At 61.5% G+C, this 17,271-nt stretch carries 13 protein-coding genes; 5 read left to right on the top strand and 8 right to left on the bottom strand.

The window, feature by feature from the left end:
* Window positions 1-3: 3 nt before the first annotated feature.
* Window positions 4-1,227, bottom strand: a complete 1,224-nt coding sequence (locus AC1RDS_RS10605; RefSeq protein WP_092698116.1) for a cytochrome-c peroxidase — start codon at window positions 1,225-1,227, stop codon at window positions 4-6.
* Between the two features lie 333 nt (window positions 1,228-1,560).
* On the opposite strand from AC1RDS_RS10605, the gene AC1RDS_RS10600 reads away from it, so the two are divergent.
* The 5 genes from AC1RDS_RS10600 (at window position 1,561) to AC1RDS_RS10580 (ending at window position 9,366) form a co-directional block, all read left to right on the top strand.
* Window positions 1,561-2,262 carry a hypothetical protein gene (locus tag AC1RDS_RS10600; protein WP_492226979.1) on the top strand — a complete coding sequence of 234 codons (702 nt, stop codon included), beginning with the start codon at window positions 1,561-1,563 and terminating at the stop codon, window positions 2,260-2,262.
* 10 nt (window positions 2,263-2,272) lie between these two features.
* A complete protein-coding gene (locus AC1RDS_RS10595; RefSeq protein ID WP_139285348.1) occupies window positions 2,273-2,653 on the top strand; it encodes a hypothetical protein in 381 nt (126 codons plus the stop codon).
* A 1,090-nt stretch (window positions 2,654-3,743) separates the two neighbouring features.
* Window positions 3,744-5,840 (top strand): hypothetical protein, encoded by a 2,097-nt coding sequence (locus tag AC1RDS_RS10590; RefSeq protein WP_492226978.1) that lies wholly within the window; start codon window positions 3,744-3,746, stop codon window positions 5,838-5,840.
* Between the two features lie 2 nt (window positions 5,841-5,842).
* Entirely contained in the window at window positions 5,843-8,557 is a 2,715-nt protein-coding gene (locus AC1RDS_RS10585) for a site-specific integrase (protein WP_492226977.1), read from the top strand.
* A complete protein-coding gene (locus tag AC1RDS_RS10580) occupies window positions 8,554-9,366 on the top strand; it encodes a hypothetical protein (RefSeq protein ID WP_492226976.1) in 813 nt (270 codons plus the stop codon). The genes AC1RDS_RS10585 and AC1RDS_RS10580 overlap by 4 nt, the downstream gene beginning before the upstream one ends.
* Window positions 9,367-9,576: 210 nt before the next feature.
* Here AC1RDS_RS10580 and AC1RDS_RS10575 read toward each other — a convergent pair whose 3' ends face one another.
* From AC1RDS_RS10575 to AC1RDS_RS10545, 7 genes are all read right to left on the bottom strand, one after another.
* Window positions 9,577-9,768, bottom strand: coding sequence for a hypothetical protein (locus tag AC1RDS_RS10575; RefSeq protein ID WP_492226975.1), 192 nt, complete (start codon window positions 9,766-9,768; stop codon window positions 9,577-9,579).
* Between the two features lie 382 nt (window positions 9,769-10,150).
* Window positions 10,151-11,761 (bottom strand): AMP-binding protein, encoded by a 1,611-nt coding sequence (locus AC1RDS_RS10570; protein ID WP_198847124.1) that lies wholly within the window; start codon window positions 11,759-11,761, stop codon window positions 10,151-10,153.
* Window positions 11,762-11,777: 16 nt separating this feature from the next.
* The gene (locus AC1RDS_RS10565; protein ID WP_492226974.1) at window positions 11,778-13,016 is read right to left on the bottom strand and encodes a thiolase family protein; all 1,239 of its coding nucleotides are present in this window, start codon (window positions 13,014-13,016) and stop codon (window positions 11,778-11,780) included.
* A 74-nt stretch (window positions 13,017-13,090) separates the two neighbouring features.
* Window positions 13,091-14,143: an MBL fold metallo-hydrolase gene (locus tag AC1RDS_RS10560; protein WP_492226973.1), complete on the bottom strand. Its 1,053-nt coding sequence runs from the start codon at window positions 14,141-14,143 to the stop codon at window positions 13,091-13,093.
* A gap of 26 nt (window positions 14,144-14,169) precedes the next feature.
* On the bottom strand, window positions 14,170-15,003 hold the full coding sequence (locus AC1RDS_RS10555; RefSeq protein ID WP_348707486.1) for an SDR family NAD(P)-dependent oxidoreductase: 834 nt from the start codon (window positions 15,001-15,003) through the stop codon (window positions 14,170-14,172).
* Between the two features lie 15 nt (window positions 15,004-15,018).
* Window positions 15,019-16,620: an AMP-binding protein gene (locus tag AC1RDS_RS10550; RefSeq protein WP_492226972.1), complete on the bottom strand. Its 1,602-nt coding sequence runs from the start codon at window positions 16,618-16,620 to the stop codon at window positions 15,019-15,021.
* A gap of 42 nt (window positions 16,621-16,662) precedes the next feature.
* Window positions 16,663-17,253: a carboxymuconolactone decarboxylase family protein gene (locus AC1RDS_RS10545; RefSeq protein ID WP_492226971.1), complete on the bottom strand. Its 591-nt coding sequence runs from the start codon at window positions 17,251-17,253 to the stop codon at window positions 16,663-16,665.
* Window positions 17,254-17,271: the final 18 nt, after the last annotated feature.

The raw sequence follows: 17,271 nt of genomic DNA, 5'->3' as shown, positions 1-17,271 counted from the left end.
CCGTCAGGGCTGGTAGCCATCGGAGAGCGTCTTGAGGAAGGCGATGACATCGTCGATCTCGTCATCGCTCAGCGCGGGCGCGGCGCCGGGTTTGCGGTTGTAGGGCACCTCGGTCACGTTCACGTTGCCGCGATAGCGCTCCGGCAGATCGTTGAATTTCTGCACGCTGCCGTCCGCGTTGAGCGGGTACCACTTTTCAGGATGCGTATCGCGCTGCACATAGAAGGCCAGCACTTCCTTGAGCGTTTTGAAGCGGCCGTTGTGGAAATACGCGTGGCGCAGCGCCACATTGCGCAGCGTCGGCACCTTGAACAGGCCGCACAGGTCGGCGCGCGCGGCCAGGTCGCCGCCCTCGCGCGCACACAAACCCAGATCGTAGAAACCAGCGTCGTTGTTCTGCGCGAGTTCCGGGTTGCGCGGCACACCCAGGCTGTCGTAGGTGAAATCGGTGAACAGCGGCAGGCTGCCGTCCGCGCCACGCCCCGAGGGGTGGCAGGCAATGCAGTTGCCCTTGGCGGGGTTATTGAAGAGAGCCAGCCCGCGCAGCTCCTGTGTGCCGAGGGCGGTCTTGCCCAGAAGGAACGCGTCGTACTTGCTTGAATAGGGGTGGAAGTCCGGGTCCTCGAGCTGGTACTGCTGCAGCGCCAGGGTCATGCGCTGGAAAGCGCCATCCACGTCACCCAGGATGGCATCGCCAAACACCTGCCGGAACTCGCCCGCGTACGAAGCCGCCGCCAGCCGCCCCACCACTTCGGCCTTGCTGGCGTTGGCCATCTCGACTGGGTTCAGAAAGGGCTTGCCCGCCTGATCCTGCAACGAACTCGCCCGGCCGTCCCAGAAAAAGCCACCCGTGGGCGTGCCATCGGCGGCGAAGAACAACGCCTTGTTGGAAGCCAGGTAGCGGATCGTCGGGGATTGTCGGCCGCCCTGCTTGTCCAACCCTGGACCGCCAAACTGGGCGGCCAGGCCGTTGGGCTGGGCATGGCCGGAGGCTGTGTCGTGGCAACTGGCGCACGACTGTCGGCCCGAGGCGGACAGCGAAGAGTCCTGGAAAATCTTCTGCCCGACCGTAGCCACCGCCGACAGCGAGCCGCTTGCCGTGTTGCCCCCGCCCTGCGAGGAAGACGCCCCGCCGCCGCATGCCGTCAATGCAGCCGCAAGAGGCAGCGCCCACAGCACCGCCGAGCACGTACGCCGGTGCCCACCTCCCAATGGGATTGCAAACATATAAAAATACGAGTTGTAATGATATTGATTCTTGATTGTATTAAATTCCCAGTCTCATTGACAGGCCGAGATCATGTGGTTGGGGTCGGCGACAACACCCATGCCCAAACGCGAGCATTGAAGGCCCTGCACGAAGTGCCGGCGACATGACCGATCCAGACACTTCGAGGCGTCATAGCAGCCTCATGCCAGTGGTGTGCACCAAGCTCGGAACGGCCCAATGGGTACACAGCGCACCGGCTAATTTGCGACGAATTGCATCCGGTGTCAGCACGCCACGAGAGGTGGCCGTTGAGTTCGTACCCGCCCGCTTGGGCGTTTTTGGAAAGCACGATGCCTCTTCATTCTTGCCCTCCACAGCGCCCAGTGCGCCGCTCTCCGTTGGCAGCTGTGCTCTCGCCTGCGGCGCTGGCCCTGGCATCCCTGCTGTCCCTGCCCCTGGTCTGCAACGCCGCGCCGTTCGTCCTGTCTGGCAACGGCCGCTTCAAGCCACCGACGGCGGAGCAGCTGGCCGCCTTGCCAGCCAACCTGCCATTCACCCGCGCCGACCTCACCTCGGGCACTTGGTCGTTCCAGGCACGCTACGATGACAGCGTGCCCGACACCGATCCAGATGCCTACAGAGGCCGCTATGCGGGCTCGGTGCAGGCCTTTCGCCTGGTGGTCGGCAGCACAGCCATCGATCTGCCGGTGAGCCAGAGCGAGATCGTCGTCAGCGATGGCGGCCAGGGCTTCACCCAGCGTGAATCCATCCGCCTGGAGGTCAAGGCCCCGGTCGCCGCCGGACTGCTGCGCATGACCTGGGTTCAACTCAACCAGCAGCCAGCGGGCACCGACCTGCGGGGCAGCGCCGGCATCCTGCGTAGCGATGCGATGCCGGCAGCCACCGCCATGGCCCAATTGGCTGTTGCCAACCCGGCTGACCGCTTCCTGGAACTGCGCATCGATCAGCCCGGCGCCACCAACGCAGCGCCGCTGCTCTATCTGAGCACCTCGCAGCCCACCGTCACCGCCAGCCCGATCACCGCGCCCTGAGGAGCACCAGATGCAGCACTCCTACACTCCTTTGACCCGCCGTTGGCTGGCGCGCGGCGCGGTAGCCCTGTTGATCGCGGCCGGACTGGCCGGCTGCGGCGGTGGTGGCGAAGTCTATGTTTCGGGCGGACCGCCTCCGGTGGACCCGCTGAATCTGGCCCTGACCCGAGTGGGTCCGCAATCGATCCAGGTGGACTGGAGCGACCACCCCGGGGTGGCCAGCTTCGATGTGCTCCGCGACGGCTACGCGCTGGCCACCGTGAATACCACCACCCTGATCGACAGCTCGGTCTATGTCAACCAGACCTACTGCTACCAGGTGAAGGGCTACGATCCACGGGGCTACCTGATCGCTGCCACCGATACCGGATGCGTCACGGTGGTGCAGTGAACATGTTCTGAGCCACCACAGGGTGTGTCCGAATTTTTGTGTAAACGGGTCGGACTTCAATTGATGGAGATGCGATCTGCGAATTGAATGGTAAATCGGGTCAGCGCAGCCTTCCAATCCCTGCCAATCCCCCGAAAGGGATACCCAGCCATAACTGGGCCAACACCCAATGGCCGCGGAAAGACTCTGCGGAATTTTCTGGGCCAAACTTGGGCCAGCGTTGGGCCAAAACAAAAACGCCCACTGGTTAGTGGGCGTTTACTGTCAGCGGAAACCGCTTGCTTATTGGTTGCGCGAGAAGGATTTGAACCTCCGACCTGGGTTATGAGTCGAAATAAACCATTGCATACCTGCATTGGTCTTGGATGTGCTAATTGGGCTTTAAACAGTTAAAAATCATACGAATCAATGACTTATCCCGTGACAGCGTCTATCACTTGAACCCGATCGAGCCCATGCCTGTCACAGCAGCGCCCCCAAAAAGCCCCCACCCCCTGCGAACAGTTTCTGACCATTGGGTTTGAATGGAGTTGGCGTGCGCCCTGGGCAATAGCGGTCCGGAATTCAAAAATTCGGCTGCGTCAACGATCTTCGCGCTCTGAAGTCGCCCGAGCAAATTTCGCGCTGTGCTGCGATACGCGTTACCAATTGCACATCAGCAGAAAAGTGTCGTAAGATATTTCACGTGTGACTTGTCAATATGCAAGTCGTAGGTAGCCAAGGAGACATTCTTGCTGCTTATTTCCTAGGCTAGGAAGCGCACCGAGCTGACGGACGATTCAGCCGTTTAATTTCACCGGCGCTCCAACGCCGGTTCAAGAAAGCCCTCGCCAGGGCAACCGCGTCACTGCGGTTTATTAATTTGGCACGTCACCCGTGCCATTTTCAAGACTCGCTGGCCTCACCGCCATCGCGGGTAAACCTGTGATCCAGGTTTCTAAACGCCCCTCGCGGCGACGCGCTGCACGCCCTCGGCGCAATTCCCCTCTGACGCGGTTCTGGTCCCGCTGCGCTTTGCATTGACCAATTCCTGACTGCCCGGGCGTGGGGTGGGTCGTTTTCGTCCGCAATTTTTTGAGGAGAAGGCCCCATGACGACTTTCATTTTTTCCGACCTAGAACCGGTGGCGCGACTACGCTCCGCCATCCCCGAAACCTGCCAACCAATGCTCGATCAGTTGTTTGGCATGGTGCCCCTGCCCCCCGATCAGCCTTCATGCGCGACGGCAACCGCTACCTTGGCCAAGTGCTTGGTGGACTATGCAGAGACCATTGCCAACTCACGTCCATTTTTTTTGGAATGGGCAGGAGCCGCGCAATGCATCCACGACAGCGTGTCAACCCATACGCATCAAATTCAGGGCATGGTGCCATCCGCACCGCTGACCGGGCGGCTCGCTGAATTCCCGGCACTTGCCTTGTTGCTCACTCTCAGGGACGAGCACCTGCCACTTCGGGTTGCGCTTGGCGCCGAAGTTGCCCGGTGCCTGCTGGAGCAGACCGAGCTCAAACAGGACTACTGCGTTGCGCTACGTCGGGACACCGTCAGGTATGGTCGCCCTCAGCCCGGCGAAGTTCGCACGCCGGAGGATTTAGCCGAACTGGGTTTTGGGCGCGGCTGGTTGGTGCGTTTTCATAAAACTGATGCGCAAGTGCGCCGCCGCGTGGAACTGGACGAGTTCGGCCCGCGCCGTCCGCCGCATGCTCATCCTCACCATATACTGGATTTGCTCGCCAGGTTGCGCTGGCGTCTTGATTACCCGAACCCCAAACACCGCCAAGCGGCTATTGACGACAGTCACCTCCCTCTCGCGCATTACCGACGTGCTGCGACGATGCTGCGCACACGGGTCGAAGCAAAAGATGGTGCCGCAGTCATACAGTCACTGGAGCTGCTTGTGAACTTGCCGCCGTTGCTAGTGCTAAGCCTGCCATTGGTGACGGGGTACCGACCATTCAACATCCTCGGCATCTGCGTCCGGACGGGGTGCCTGCTACTCAATCTGCGTACCCTGTTTCCACACCGGGCCCAGCCGCCAATGGCGACTGCACACCTTTTTAAAGTCAGCGGCGATATCGTGGTTCTGCCTCTACCCGTCTTTCTGGCAGAGGAGATACAGCGGCGCAGCCAAATCTATCCGCAAGCGGTGCTACTCGGGGACTTGGTGGACTGGGTGCGGGTAGATCCACGAAACTCGCTGATTCCACACGAGTCCTGCAAGCTCCACGCCTCCCTGGCCCGTGCTAGCAAGTCCACCGGCGCCATCTCACTGGCCCTAGGCAACGACCGGCTTGTGTCCGCCTGCTTAACCACAGACTTTTCCCTGATCGGTTCGGCACGTATGTACTACGCCCGTCTGACGGGCCGGGAGATTCACACAGGCTGCACGAGGCTCTATGGAGGCATGGGCTGGGGTATGCCAACCATGGAGGCTGAACAACTGCCACCTCTCGGCTCGCGCGCCTCCCTGCATCTCGATGGAGTCAAGCATTTGTTTTCCGCACTGGCTGAGGCTGTCACAGCTTCTCTGCCAGGACGAAACGCACATGCGCTCCGCCTACTTGAACACCATATTCATTTCACCCGTTACTCAGCTGCGCTGATCAGCTTTTGCGCTGGACTACGCGAAGTTCAGTGTTATCGCCTGCTGGCAGAGGAGTTGTTATATGGGCAGGATCAAATCGTGGTGCACGACAAGCAGGGTGGGGATGTACTCATGGCTCAGCCTGCCCTGCTCAACGCGCAGGTCAGGGAGCAGATTTGCCTCTATGCTGCACACGCCAGGGCTCTGGTGCAACGTCTGCAACGGCTTAATGACCGTCACGGGCTCCTGCTCGCACAAAGACTGCGTATTGCCGTAGAGGGCACGGGTCCGCTTTTTCTGACACTCAGCCCCAGCGGGGCGGTCCATGCAGCAGGCGCACATTTCACCTGGCGGGAGATGCCGGAGTCCATCAGGGTGCCACCCAATGTCGGCCGACACTTCTGGCAAAACGTGCTGCGTGAGCGCGGGCTGAGCTCACGGGACATTGATAGCTTCATGCGCCATCGAGTTGTGGGCCTGGAAAGGAACACCAACTCCCAGGTCTGCGTCCCTCATCAAGCGCTCGGTCGCATCGAGGCAACCCAACTGGTCGTCATGCGGGAAGTCGGCATCCAAGCCCTGGCTGGGTTGCGAAGGGAGTAATGATGAATCAAGCAAAACCGCGCCGATCTTCATTCAAGCGTGCGCTTTTCATCCCGGACCTCAGCCGGCGCATGCACTTCCTGCAACCTCAAAATCTCGGCAACATCAGCCATCAGTTCGGGGACTTTCAGTCCTGGGTGATCTCCTCGAGCGTGCGAGAGCTAGAACCGGCAGGCCTGACACTGGCATGCCTGATTGCATTTGATGGCATCGCCAGCGACACCGAACTGCAAGCCGCATACGCTGCCTGCCAGCAAGCCCGCAGATTCGAGACTGCAGTGCGGTTGGACTGGAAAATTGGCTCCCGTCATGACGCCCGCCACCTGAGCGTCTGGACCACTCTGGCACTGGCTCGGGTACAGGAGTGGCAACCGTATGGGTTGGCCCGCGAACATCTCATGGGCGTGTTGAGCGCCCGCGCCCTCAAAAGCGGTGTTGTCTCACCCCTAGAAACAATCTGGGAACAGCTCCTCACAACTGCCATGGGTTGGTTGCAGAATCACCTGCCGCCAGTTCTGTACGGCCATGTGAGCGGTGCAGATCCCTTAAGCGCCACGCCGCGCAGCGCGCTGGCTCGGGCGCAAACAAGGCGGGCGCTGTTGCCCGAAGAAGTCGATCCGGAGCCACAGGGCACGACCTCTTACCCGGTGTACGAACGCGCCTTTGAAGCCGCCCTTCTTGGGCGTCCTGCCTCGGTTCGCAGCGGCGCCACTTTCATCCGTCAACTTCTTGCGGCACTGCGTCCGCCGACCAAAGGATCAAATGTCAGCAAGCGTGAAGAGATCCTGCGTCGGCTGCATTCACTGGCCGCCAGCCTAGACGATGCAGACGAAGCATGTGCCGTCCTTCATGCGTTTGCCCTGGACCTCGTCGAGCGTGGTACCAAGCGCAAGAAAAATCTGGCGTCCACCACACCGTCGGACTACCTGAACGCTTTGGCCGATGATTTTCATGTGGCTCTCAATGAAGTTCGGTTGTATGGCATCAACGAAACAACTTACGCTGAAATTTTCCGCAAGTTAGTGAACGGCAGCGCAACCATGGGTCCCGCCCGCATCGCAGCGCTGAAGGCACTTCACCAATTCCTGCGTGCCTGGTGGCAAGTGCCGCCACTTCCGACCGGCCTACTCCAAGTCGAGGTCGAAGCCAACGTCCGTGCCAACTTGGTCTGGCCGCACGAAAAGGAGCGGCTGCGGGAATGGCTAGCTGGCGATGCACAAGCAGACCGCTTTGTGGCCCAGCTGGGTGCCGCCCTGGAAATTGTCGGCAATGCGCCCGTGCGCATTGGTGAACTCTTGGTGCTGCGCATTGGCAATGTTCTTGACGAAGGGGATCATCTGGTGGTGGAAATCGCACGCGAGCTGCGTGACGGCCGAGAGAAGTCACGTGAGGGCCGGCGCCGAGTGACGGTCCGCGACATCACTGCGATGGCGATCGTAAGGACTTGGCTCGCGCGACGTGCGGCAGAACTTGCCACCCATGAAGACTATCTGTTTGGGCAACCAGATCGGCCAACGGAGTTGGCGCACTCTGGCAGGATGTATTTCTGGCTGAATCAGCTGCTTAAAACAGTCACCGGGGACGAGAGCATCAGCCTGCATGCCTTTCGCCACAGCTATGCCAGCCAACGCCTGGCCGCAATACTGCTGCAGGAGAACGACGATGAAGTCAATCCACTAGATCGATTGGCCAACGAAGTCGGCCACATCGGTGGGCATGTAACTGCCGTGCACTACTGCCATATCTACGAGCCTGGTCTCAGGCATTCCATCGACGTAGCACTCGAACGTCTGCCACTGGACTATGTCGGAACGTCGGCCTGGACGGGGGTGGCGCCCGAGACGCTGCGCCAACGCGCAAGCCGCGCCACCAGGCGCGGCGGCTTTACTGCGGAAATTCTTCGAACATCACTGACCGACGTAGCCCTGCGCATTCCTCTTTCTGACATCAGCGATTCAATCGCAATGACAGTGCCGGCCAATCCGCTGCCGCCGCCGCAGTCGCATGCGCTTACATATGCCCAGGTCGTGGGAGTACTTCGCGAAATCGCAGCTGGTCTCTCGACGCAACAAGTTGGCCTGCGCCATGCGGTGCCCCATCAGCAGGTTGTCCGGATTGTTGAAGCCGTCGGAGATTTTGCAGAACGCCACGGCAAGAGGACGCCCTCAATGCTGGATGCCCTCAGCCATGGCATGCAAGCGCTGCTTGAATCATCAGGACGCTTGCTGGGAATGCGCCCGGACTTCGCCCGGCTCTCGCAGCGGCGCTGGCTTCAACTGACGGATGTGATGGGAAAGATTGAATTCTTGCGGTTGCAACGAGCGACCAGCTACTGGGAGCGTGCCGTTGACGACCAACATCTGGCCGTGCGCCCTGGATCGGAGTGGGAAAGTTTCATGGGGTTACTCGCAGACTCGGGCATCAACCGCAGTCTCATGTCCCTGCACTGGTCATCGACCGACCAGCGGCAGAGTGAGATCAGCGACGCTCTTGCACGTGCACAAGAGACCGTGCGATTTCAGCTGGGCGCTTCGTTCGCTCAGGTGCGCCATACCCATCGCCATGGCCGCCCTCCCATCTGGCTGGTCATAAGTTCCGATGGGGCCCTACGCAATAGAAATGGCAGTGCGAACTCAATCATCGGGCTGCACTGCGCGTTCCTGGCCGCGTGGGCGTGGCTACGTGTTGCTGACCTCGAAGGGAGCAAGTATCAATGACTCAATTCATGGCAATGAAAGTAATGGAGTTGGAGATTCCTGGATTGCCTGACCTTTTTGATGAAATGCAGCTGCGACAGCGAGCTCAAGCGGTGATCTCAGACCTTGAGAGGCTGGTTGAGGTAGACCGCTTTCTGCTGTACACCACCCTGACCTATCGCTACTGCCTGCGCAACAAAAAATCGGGGGAGCCTCTGATCGTGTTGGTGCTTGAACTTGCACCGCGACCCCAGCAACTGCTGGACTTCGTACCGGAAGAAAACTCTCTCGGCACACGGGAAAAGAACATGCTCGCAGACCGGCAGCGCCTGCGGCACGCATGGCAGGAATTGCCAGTTCACAACACGCAGGCTGTCATTGCCCTCGCGCAGCGCATGCAAGCGGGATTTCTGGATTTATCGGATGGAGCTTTCGCCCCCAAGACAAAAAAACAACTGAATGCGCTGGTCAGTGCACGCCACCGCCACTGGAATGGCCATCTTTCCGAAGATGATCCTTGGCAGATGGAGCTTCCGACGCTGCCTCGATACGAGTGGCGTCGTGAATTGTTTCACGTGCGCGCCAAGCTTTTTCGGGAACGCAGAGGGTTCACTTTAAAACTTCTGAACCGAACAAGCTTGCCTTCCCAATTGCGGGCTGCTCGCACTCTGCGAATGCCGGGCCGGCCGCCGAAGCTTGAAGATGCCAGCGCCTTGGACAGAGCGGAGTACACGGGCACGCCTGTCGATCTGGTGATTCGCGTCGGATCCATTCTCGGAAGCGAACTCATATGCGTGGCAGATTTTGTACGCTTGGCAGATGCGAAGTGATCCTGCGGATGAAACACCCATGACGCCTGTCATCTGATGCCCATAGACCCCCTCCAACCCCCAACCGCATTCACCGGGAAACTACCAGTCGCTTACTCGAAGATCTGCTTGCGAACAACGCGCACGCCCGCCATGGGGCCCTGGCGCACGCGCTCAAAGTAAGACTGGCACCGGGTTGCGCGCAGGCTGCCACCACCTGAGCGCGGCCTATTAATAATCGCTATCTGAAGTTATTTGACGTAGCTCGTCACGGCGCTTTAGCAACAACCTGATTGAATCGTCGGTTTCTTTGTTGGCCTTATCAATCATTCGCCCCGCGGGGATTGCAATGAGAATGAAGAGCAAGACAAAGAGCCCGTAGATCAATACAGGCGTTGAAGGCATAACCAGTGCTACTTCCATAGTAGAGCAGTGTATCGATTTGTGCGGTGAATCGCACCTGGGCTTGTCAAGGATTACCCAGCAGCACCCTCTGCACCTAACCGCTATCAGTCTGTCACCTGATGTGCACGCCGTCGCTCCAATTTAAGACCAAGCACTGCAAGGTTGATAGCTATGGCGGTCAGAATCAGCCCCAATAGAACTGGATCATCGAGAACTTGGCGGGTTGTAGACATGTCCTTTTTATAGTTCCTTGCGGCGACAAGATCAACCCCGAACAGACAACGGTTACGGCGGCGCGGGTTTCCGCCTGAGCAATCCACCCATACAAAGCCGAGGATTGCACTGTTGACCCAATACGGAAAGGATCTCCGCCACCTTGCAGCGGTGGAGCTCCCGAGTCTTAAACCCGCACCATACGCCGGTGCACGCTCTGCGGCTCGCGCTCGAACGCCTCCATCAGGAAGCGGTCCTGCGGCTTTTCGGATGCCGTCTTGGGAATTTGGGCCAACACTTGGATGAAACCCGGCAACATGCCGGCCTCCAGGTGCTCCCGGCACACGTCGAAGAGTTGCTGCGCGTTGAAAGTCGCCGCATCCTTGGGGACAACGGCGGCGACGACTTCCTTTTCTCCTGGTGCGAGCTGCGCGCTGGCTATGCCGTAGACGTACACGTCATCGACCATGCCCGATTCAGCGATCGCCTTCTCGATGTATGCGGTGGCAATAAATTCGCCGTTGCGACGGATGCCGCTGCCCTGGCGATAGTCGAAATACAGCCAGCCATCTTGGTCCGCATGCACCACATCGCCCATGCGCAGCCAGCCTCCGGCGCACTTGCTTTGCGACGCCTGGGGGTTGCCGAAATATTCAACAACGAAAGGCGCACCGTTGGCATGGCGCATGAGCAGTTCGCCCTGCTGGCCGGGCGGGACATCGTTGCCGGCCTCATCCACGATGCGATATTGCAGCGAGGGCGGAGGTTTGCCAATACTGCCCAAAGGCCCCTGGCCAAAGTGATTGAAGGTCATCCCGCCTTCGGCCGCGCCATAGAACTCCACGATCTGCACACCAAAGCGCTGGGAAAACTCACCCCAGATGGCAGCCGGCATGCCGGAGGAGACAACGAAGCGCACCGGGTTGTCGGCATCGTTGGGTTTGCGGGGTTCGGTATAAACCGCTGTGGTCATGCCGCCGAGCAAGGTGAACGTGGTCGCGCCGTACTGGCGCGTGATGTCCCACAGGCGCGATTTGGTAAAGCGCCGCGAAAGGACACAGCGCAGGCGACAGGCCAGTGCCGACCCGAGCGTGACGAGTTGCGCGTTGGCGTGCGTGAGCGACAGGCCCGAGTACAGCACGTCGTCCGTGCTGTACCCGAAAAGGCTTGGGCCGAGCCGCACGGTTTGGCAATACCGCCGGTGCGTCATCACGATGCCCTTGGGGTCGCCTGTGGTGCCGGAGGTAAAGATCAGCTCCAGTGCGCTGTCGGGGTCGATGGTCAGGAGGGGCAGGTCGGGCACATCGGCCGGAGCCCGTGCCGCCAAGTTCTCAACGCCCTGCCAGTCGGACAGGGGCCGGTCGCCCTCGTCGGTGGCAAAGGCCATCGCCCAGCGCAGGCCGGGCAGTCGTTCGCGCAGCGGTTGCAGGCGGGGCAGGACGTAGTCTGCGGCGATGGCTGCGCTGCACTGGCTGTTGGACAGCATGAAGTGCAGCTTGTCGCCTTTGGTGCGTGGATCGATGGGCACCACGGCTGCGCCCACGATGCCAGCGGCCACCATGGCCTCGACGAACTCGGCGTGGTTGGCCATGAGCAGGGCCACGCGTTCGCCCGGGGCAATGCCCAGGTCGAGCATGGCCTGCGCCATGCGCTGTCCGTTGTCCCAAAGCTGGCGGTAAGTGCGCACCTCGTCGGGGCGCACCCCGGCGCCTTCGATGGTGAGCACTTTGAAGTCTGGAAACTCTGCGGCTCGGTTGGCGACCATGCCGGGGAAGATGTTGTCGGGGTAATGGCTCATACCTTTCACCTCCTTTTCAGCGGCCCAGCAGCGTGAGGCAGGCCACGGCTTCCTCGACGCCCGCCAGCCCGCCGCCGTTTTCTGCCAGCGCGATGCGCACGCCCGGTGCCTGGCGCGGCCCGGCCTCGCCGCGCAGTTGCGTCACCAGCTCAAACACCTGGCCCAGCCCGGTAGCACCAATCGGGTGGCCTTTGCTTTCGAGCCCTCCTGAGGGGTTGATGGGGATGCGTCCACCCAGGCGCGTCTCGCCGCGTTCGGCCGCCGGGCCGCCGTGTCCCATGGGAACTAGGCCCAGCAGTTCGGACTGCAAGACTTCGCCAATGGCCGTGGCGTCGTGCACCTCGGCCACCCCCACGTCTTGGGGCGACACGCCGGATTGTTCGTAGAGCCGGTGGGCGGCCTTGCGCACCAGGTGGTTTTCGAGGTCGTTCGACGCGCGCTCGCTGCCGGTCTGCAGCACGCAGGCCAGCACGCGCACGGCACGGCGGGCATCGCCTTGCAGGCACTTGAGGCCCGATTCATTGCAAACGATGGCCGCTGCCGCGCCGTCACTCACTGGTGAACACATGGGCAGCGTGAGCGGGTAGCTGATCGGCGGGGCGGCCAGCACCTGCTCTACGCTAATGGCTTCACGGTATTGCGCCAGCGGGTTGTGCGCGGAGTGCCCATGGTTCTTGGCGGCCACCGCCGCGAACTGCTGCTGCGTGGTGCCGAATTCACGCATGTGCATGCAGCCCATTGCGGCGTAGACGTCCATGAACAGGCTGTAGGGGCGGGGCGACTGGCTTCCCGGAGGCGGTGCGATGCCGTGGCCCATGGCCAGCAGGCGCTCTTTACCGGCTTCGGTGTCATGCACGTCCCAGGCACCGTCGAAGGCGGCGAACATGCGGGCCTTGTCGTCAATGCACATCTTCTCGGCGCCCACTGCGAGCACGATATCGGCGGCGCCACTGCGCACATGTTGCACGGCCATGTGCAGCGCCGTGCTGGCGCTGGCGCAGGCGTTTTCCACGTTAACCACCGGAATGCCCTGTACGCCCATAGCGCGCAAAGCCAATTGCCCGCGTACCATGTGCTGGCCGTCCATGTGGCCCTGCGTGGCATTGGAGAAATAGGCGGCTTGCAGGAGCGAGGCGTCGCAGCCTGCGTCCTGCAGCGCGGCGGTGACGGCCTGGCGCGTGAGGTCTTTAACGCTCCATTGGCGATGACGGCCAAACGGCGTCATACCGACGCCTGCGATATAGATCGATTCCATGGGTTGCTCCTAAACCAAAAAATGGATGGCCGTGCCACTGTCCCTACCGTCGCCGGGGCCGGGCGAGCCAAGGGTCACGACGCTTGTGCGTACCAGGCGACGCCGTCGGCATCCACGGTGCACTGCACCGCGCGTTCAGCGATGAGATAGTTCATGCACGCCACCGCCTCGCCCGTGGCGAGGCCCAGTTGCGGGCCATCCTGCTCGCCTATAGGGCGGCGGAACAGCGCCGGGAATACGTCCACGATCCGCTGGGGCCCGCCGCGCAGTTGCTGGCACAGCCGCTCCAAGGCCTCGGTCGTACCCGCTCGCAGCGAAAGCAGGCGCTCGTGCAGCCCGTAAAACGGCTCGTTGTGCGACGGAAGTACCAGTACGTCGTCGGGAATCTGGCGCTGCAGCTTGTCGAGCGACGAAAACCATTCCTTGAGCGGATTGGCCAGGGGCTCATTGGCGAATACGGACACATTGGACGAGATGCGTGGCAGCACCTGGTCGCCAGAGATCAGCAGCTTCAAATCGGGGCAGTAAAGGCAGACATGCTCAGGCGAATGGCCACCGGTGGCGATCACCTGCCAGGCGTGGTGACCCCACTGGAGTACCTCGCCATCCTGCAGCCGCCGGAAGCTGTCGGGCAGTGCGTGGATCTGCTTGCCGAAACTCCCGAAGCGGCTGCGGTAGTTCTCAATGGCTGCCGGCGACCAGCCCGCGCGCCGGCAGAACAAGACGCCATCGGGCGGTGCCTCGCGGCTGGTGTCGGCATGCATGACACGGCAGGTGAGGTATTCGAGGCGGCTCATGGACAACGGCACGCCGGCGCGGCGTGTGAACCAGCCCGCCAGGCCGATATGGTCTGGATGCATGTGGGTGGCATACACGCCTTCCAGCGGGCGTGCCAGCGCGCCTTGGTCCATCAGGGCAAGCCATGCGGCCACCGTGTTGGGGTCGTTCAGTCCGGTGTCTACCAGCACCCAGCCTTCGTCCGTATCGATGGCCCACACGTTGATGTGGTCAAGGCGAAAAGGCATGGACAGCCGGATCCAGCGCACTCCCGGGGCGATCTGCATCGCCTGGCCTGGAGTAGGGGCTTCAAACGGGTAGCGCAGAGCTGCGCCTTCGGGCTTTGACATGGGAGCAATGGCTGCCGGTTGAAAGATCAAATGCCTGTAAGACCGCCCGTGCACAGCACGGTTTGGCCACTGACGTAATCGGACTCGGGAATGCAAAACAGATAGGCTGCACCGGCCGCCTCCTCCGGCGTACCGGCACGGCCCATGGGGATGCTGCGCTCCATCATCGCCATCAAGTCGTGGTTGACGCCCACCTTGATTTCGCGTCCCTCGACTTCAATGGTGGCGTCCGCGTCGGCGGTGGCCTCGGTCATGCGGGTCCGGATGAGGCCATAGGCGACGCAGTTGACCGTGGTGTTCAGGCGCCCCCATTCCTTGGCCAATGTCATGGTCAGACCCATGATGCCGGCCTTGGCGCTGGAATAGTTGGCCTGGCCGGCATTGCCAAAAACGCCGGAAACCGAGGAGATATTGACCACCTTGCGCACCACGCGGCGGCCCGCTGCTGCATCGGCCTGGGACAACGTGCGTATCACCGGCTGGGCTGCCCGCAGTAGGCGAAACGGTGCGGTGAGGTGCACGTCGATCATCGCATGCCATTGCTCGTCGCTCATCTTCTGGATGACATTGTCCCAAGTGTAGCCAGCGTTGTTGATGAGGATGTCGAGTCCGCCAAACGCGTCGGTGGCGGCGCTGATGATGCGATCGGCAAACTCCGGGTCGGTGACGCTGCCGGTGCAAGCGAGCGCCTCGCCACCCAGCGCGCGGATTTCCTCGCGCACGGCTTGAGCGGGCCCATCGTCGAGGTCATTGACGACGACTCTGGCGCCTTCGCTGGCGAGCTTGATGGCCATTGCCCGGCCGATTCCGCGCCCCGAGCCCGTGACGACTGCGACCTTGCCGCGCAACTTGTTGGACATCGTCTGCTCTCCCCGTCAGTCGGTCGTCGTCGACTCGGAATCGTAGGCGCCTGCGCTGCCTTGCTGGCGCAGGACTGCCCGCTGGATCTTGCCGGTCGCGGTCTTGGGCAGCTCGTTCATCTGGCGCAGGTAGCGCGGCTTGGCGAAGCGCGGCAACTGGGCACTGGCCTGGCGCACGATCTGCGCCATGTCCAGGGTCGCACTTGCGCTGGGCACCAACGCCAGCATGACCTCGTCTTCACCACCCGGGCCTTGCGCGGGCACGGCGTAGGCAGCCACCTCGTGGATGCCAGGCAGTTGGCCCACCACGGCCTCGACTTCGGTGGCCGAGATGTTTTCTCCCCGGCGGCGGATGCAGTCCTTGATGCGGTCGACAAACGTGATCAGACCCTGTTCGTCGCGTATCCCCGCATCACCGGTGTGGAACCAGAGGTTTCGCCAGGCCTCGACACTTTTTTGGGGCACGTTGAGGTAGCCCGCCATGAAGCCGAACGGCACCTTGGGGCGCACCAGGATTTCGCCCGTCTGACCCGTGGGCACCGGCACGTCCGTGTCGGGGTCGGCGATGCAGACCTCGAAACAATCCTCGTGGACCCAGCCTGCCGCGTTGGGTGCGGCATGGCCCAGGCGGCCCCAGATCGGAATGCCAATCTCGGTCATGCCGAAACCCGACAAGACATCCTTGACGCCAAAGCGCTCCCGAAAAACCACTTCGTGCTGCACAGGGTTGGGAGCACTCATGCAGGCTCGCAGGCGGTGGCTGCGGTCTTGCACCGTGGGCGCCTGGTTGATGACGAACATCGCGGTGGTGCCCAGGTGGTTGGTCAGGGTGGCGCCAGTTTTAGTGATGTCCGCCAACCAGGTGCTGGCACTGAAACGCTGCTTCAAATACGCGGGAATGCGGGCCAGCACCGTCGCGCCCAATTGCATGAAGAGCCCATTGGCGTGGAACAACGGCAGGCAGATGTAGTACTTGTCCTGCGGCGTGATCTCCACGCTGCGCATTGCACCTAAGCCGAAAAGTGCGCAGTGGCAGTGCGGCATGAGCACGCCCTTGCTGGGCCCGGTGGTGCCTGACGTGTACATGATGCAGAAGATGTCTTGAGGCGTTGGCGCAAGGCCTTCCCACCGTGTGCTGGACCGGTGGTCGGCCCAGTCCAGACAGCGCCACTGGCTAGGCATCGCGCTAGGGCGTTCGCCCAAAACGATCAGTGTTCTCAGGTGTGGCAGCTCGTCAGCCAGGCTGACGATGTGCTCGACCAGCGATGCGTCCACCACCATGGTGGCCAGTTGGCAATCGTTCAACTGGTGGCGCAGGAACGTGGCGCGCAGTTCCGTGTTGAGCATCACCGCAGTTCCGCGCAGCAGGCCAATGCCAAACACGGTGGTGGCGGTTGCGCAACCGTTCGTCATGAAGACCCCCACGCGCTCCTCGGGCTGAACCCCAAGCTGGTGCAAATAGCCCGCGAATCGTTGGCTGTCCGCGTAGGCTTGGCCGGCCGTGAGCTTGAAGCCTTGACTGTCCTCAAGCCAGGGCTGGTCAGGATAGTTGCATGCCCACTCGCGCAATGCATCGGTCAACGTGCATGCGTGGGGCTCGTCAATACGGCTATACATTGTCTTTTTCCTTCGCACCAATGGCGCATGAGAGCGCCAAGCTCAGATTTCCAGTTCCGACAGCCAAGGCACATGGGCCATCGCTTCCGCTGGCTCAGCCTCAAGCTCCGAAGCCATCAGGCCGTTCCAGCGGTTGAACCAACCGACCATTGCGACGCAGGAGACGATCTCCACGATTTCCTCGTCGGAAAAGATCTGCTTGGCCTGTTCAATGGCTTGGGCCGGTTTGCGAACCGGCAAGCTGCCTCCGGCGGTGGCAATGGCCAAAGCTCTTCTCTCCTGTTCGGTAAACCGGGTGTCATCGCGGTAGGTCGGCAGCGCAGCGAGCTTGTCCCACGAGACGCCCACATGATGGGCAGCGTGGACCAGGTGCGTCGTTGTGTAACGGCAGTGCGCACGGCGCGCGGTCTCTGCTGCCACCAGGAAGCGCAGCGATTGCGGCAGTAGGCCCTCACCCCGCACCGTCAGCGCAAACAACTTGAGCAACTGCGACACCACACCGGGCTTGCGGGCCATGGTCAAGAGGGCGTTGGGGCGGTAGCCAATGAAGTCCACCAGCTCCTCGATCACGGGGTCCTTGGACCGTGGATCGTCCGCGCTCAACGGGGCTATGCGTGCAGTGGTTCGATTCATCGTGGTGTTCGTATCGGA

Source organism: Acidovorax sp. GW823-FHT02H02 (genome assembly GCF_058797075.1).
This window is presented reverse-complemented; position numbering and strand designations above follow the sequence as displayed.

Coding starts and splice junctions, on each gene's coding strand:
- AC1RDS_RS10605 (WP_092698116.1), bottom strand. CDS start 1,227: ATGTTTGCAATCCCATTGGGAGGTGGGCACCGGCGTACGTGCTCGGCG.
- AC1RDS_RS10600 (WP_492226979.1), top strand. CDS start 1,561: ATGCCTCTTCATTCTTGCCCTCCACAGCGCCCAGTGCGCCGCTCTCCG.
- AC1RDS_RS10595 (WP_139285348.1), top strand. CDS start 2,273: ATGCAGCACTCCTACACTCCTTTGACCCGCCGTTGGCTGGCGCGCGGC.
- AC1RDS_RS10590 (WP_492226978.1), top strand. CDS start 3,744: ATGACGACTTTCATTTTTTCCGACCTAGAACCGGTGGCGCGACTACGC.
- AC1RDS_RS10585 (WP_492226977.1), top strand. CDS start 5,843: ATGAATCAAGCAAAACCGCGCCGATCTTCATTCAAGCGTGCGCTTTTC.
- AC1RDS_RS10580 (WP_492226976.1), top strand. CDS start 8,554: ATGACTCAATTCATGGCAATGAAAGTAATGGAGTTGGAGATTCCTGGA.
- AC1RDS_RS10575 (WP_492226975.1), bottom strand. CDS start 9,768: ATGGAAGTAGCACTGGTTATGCCTTCAACGCCTGTATTGATCTACGGG.
- AC1RDS_RS10570 (WP_198847124.1), bottom strand. CDS start 11,761: ATGAGCCATTACCCCGACAACATCTTCCCCGGCATGGTCGCCAACCGA.
- AC1RDS_RS10565 (WP_492226974.1), bottom strand. CDS start 13,016: ATGGAATCGATCTATATCGCAGGCGTCGGTATGACGCCGTTTGGCCGT.
- AC1RDS_RS10560 (WP_492226973.1), bottom strand. CDS start 14,143: ATGTCAAAGCCCGAAGGCGCAGCTCTGCGCTACCCGTTTGAAGCCCCT.
- AC1RDS_RS10555 (WP_348707486.1), bottom strand. CDS start 15,003: ATGTCCAACAAGTTGCGCGGCAAGGTCGCAGTCGTCACGGGCTCGGGG.
- AC1RDS_RS10550 (WP_492226972.1), bottom strand. CDS start 16,620: ATGTATAGCCGTATTGACGAGCCCCACGCATGCACGTTGACCGATGCA.
- AC1RDS_RS10545 (WP_492226971.1), bottom strand. CDS start 17,253: ATGAATCGAACCACTGCACGCATAGCCCCGTTGAGCGCGGACGATCCA.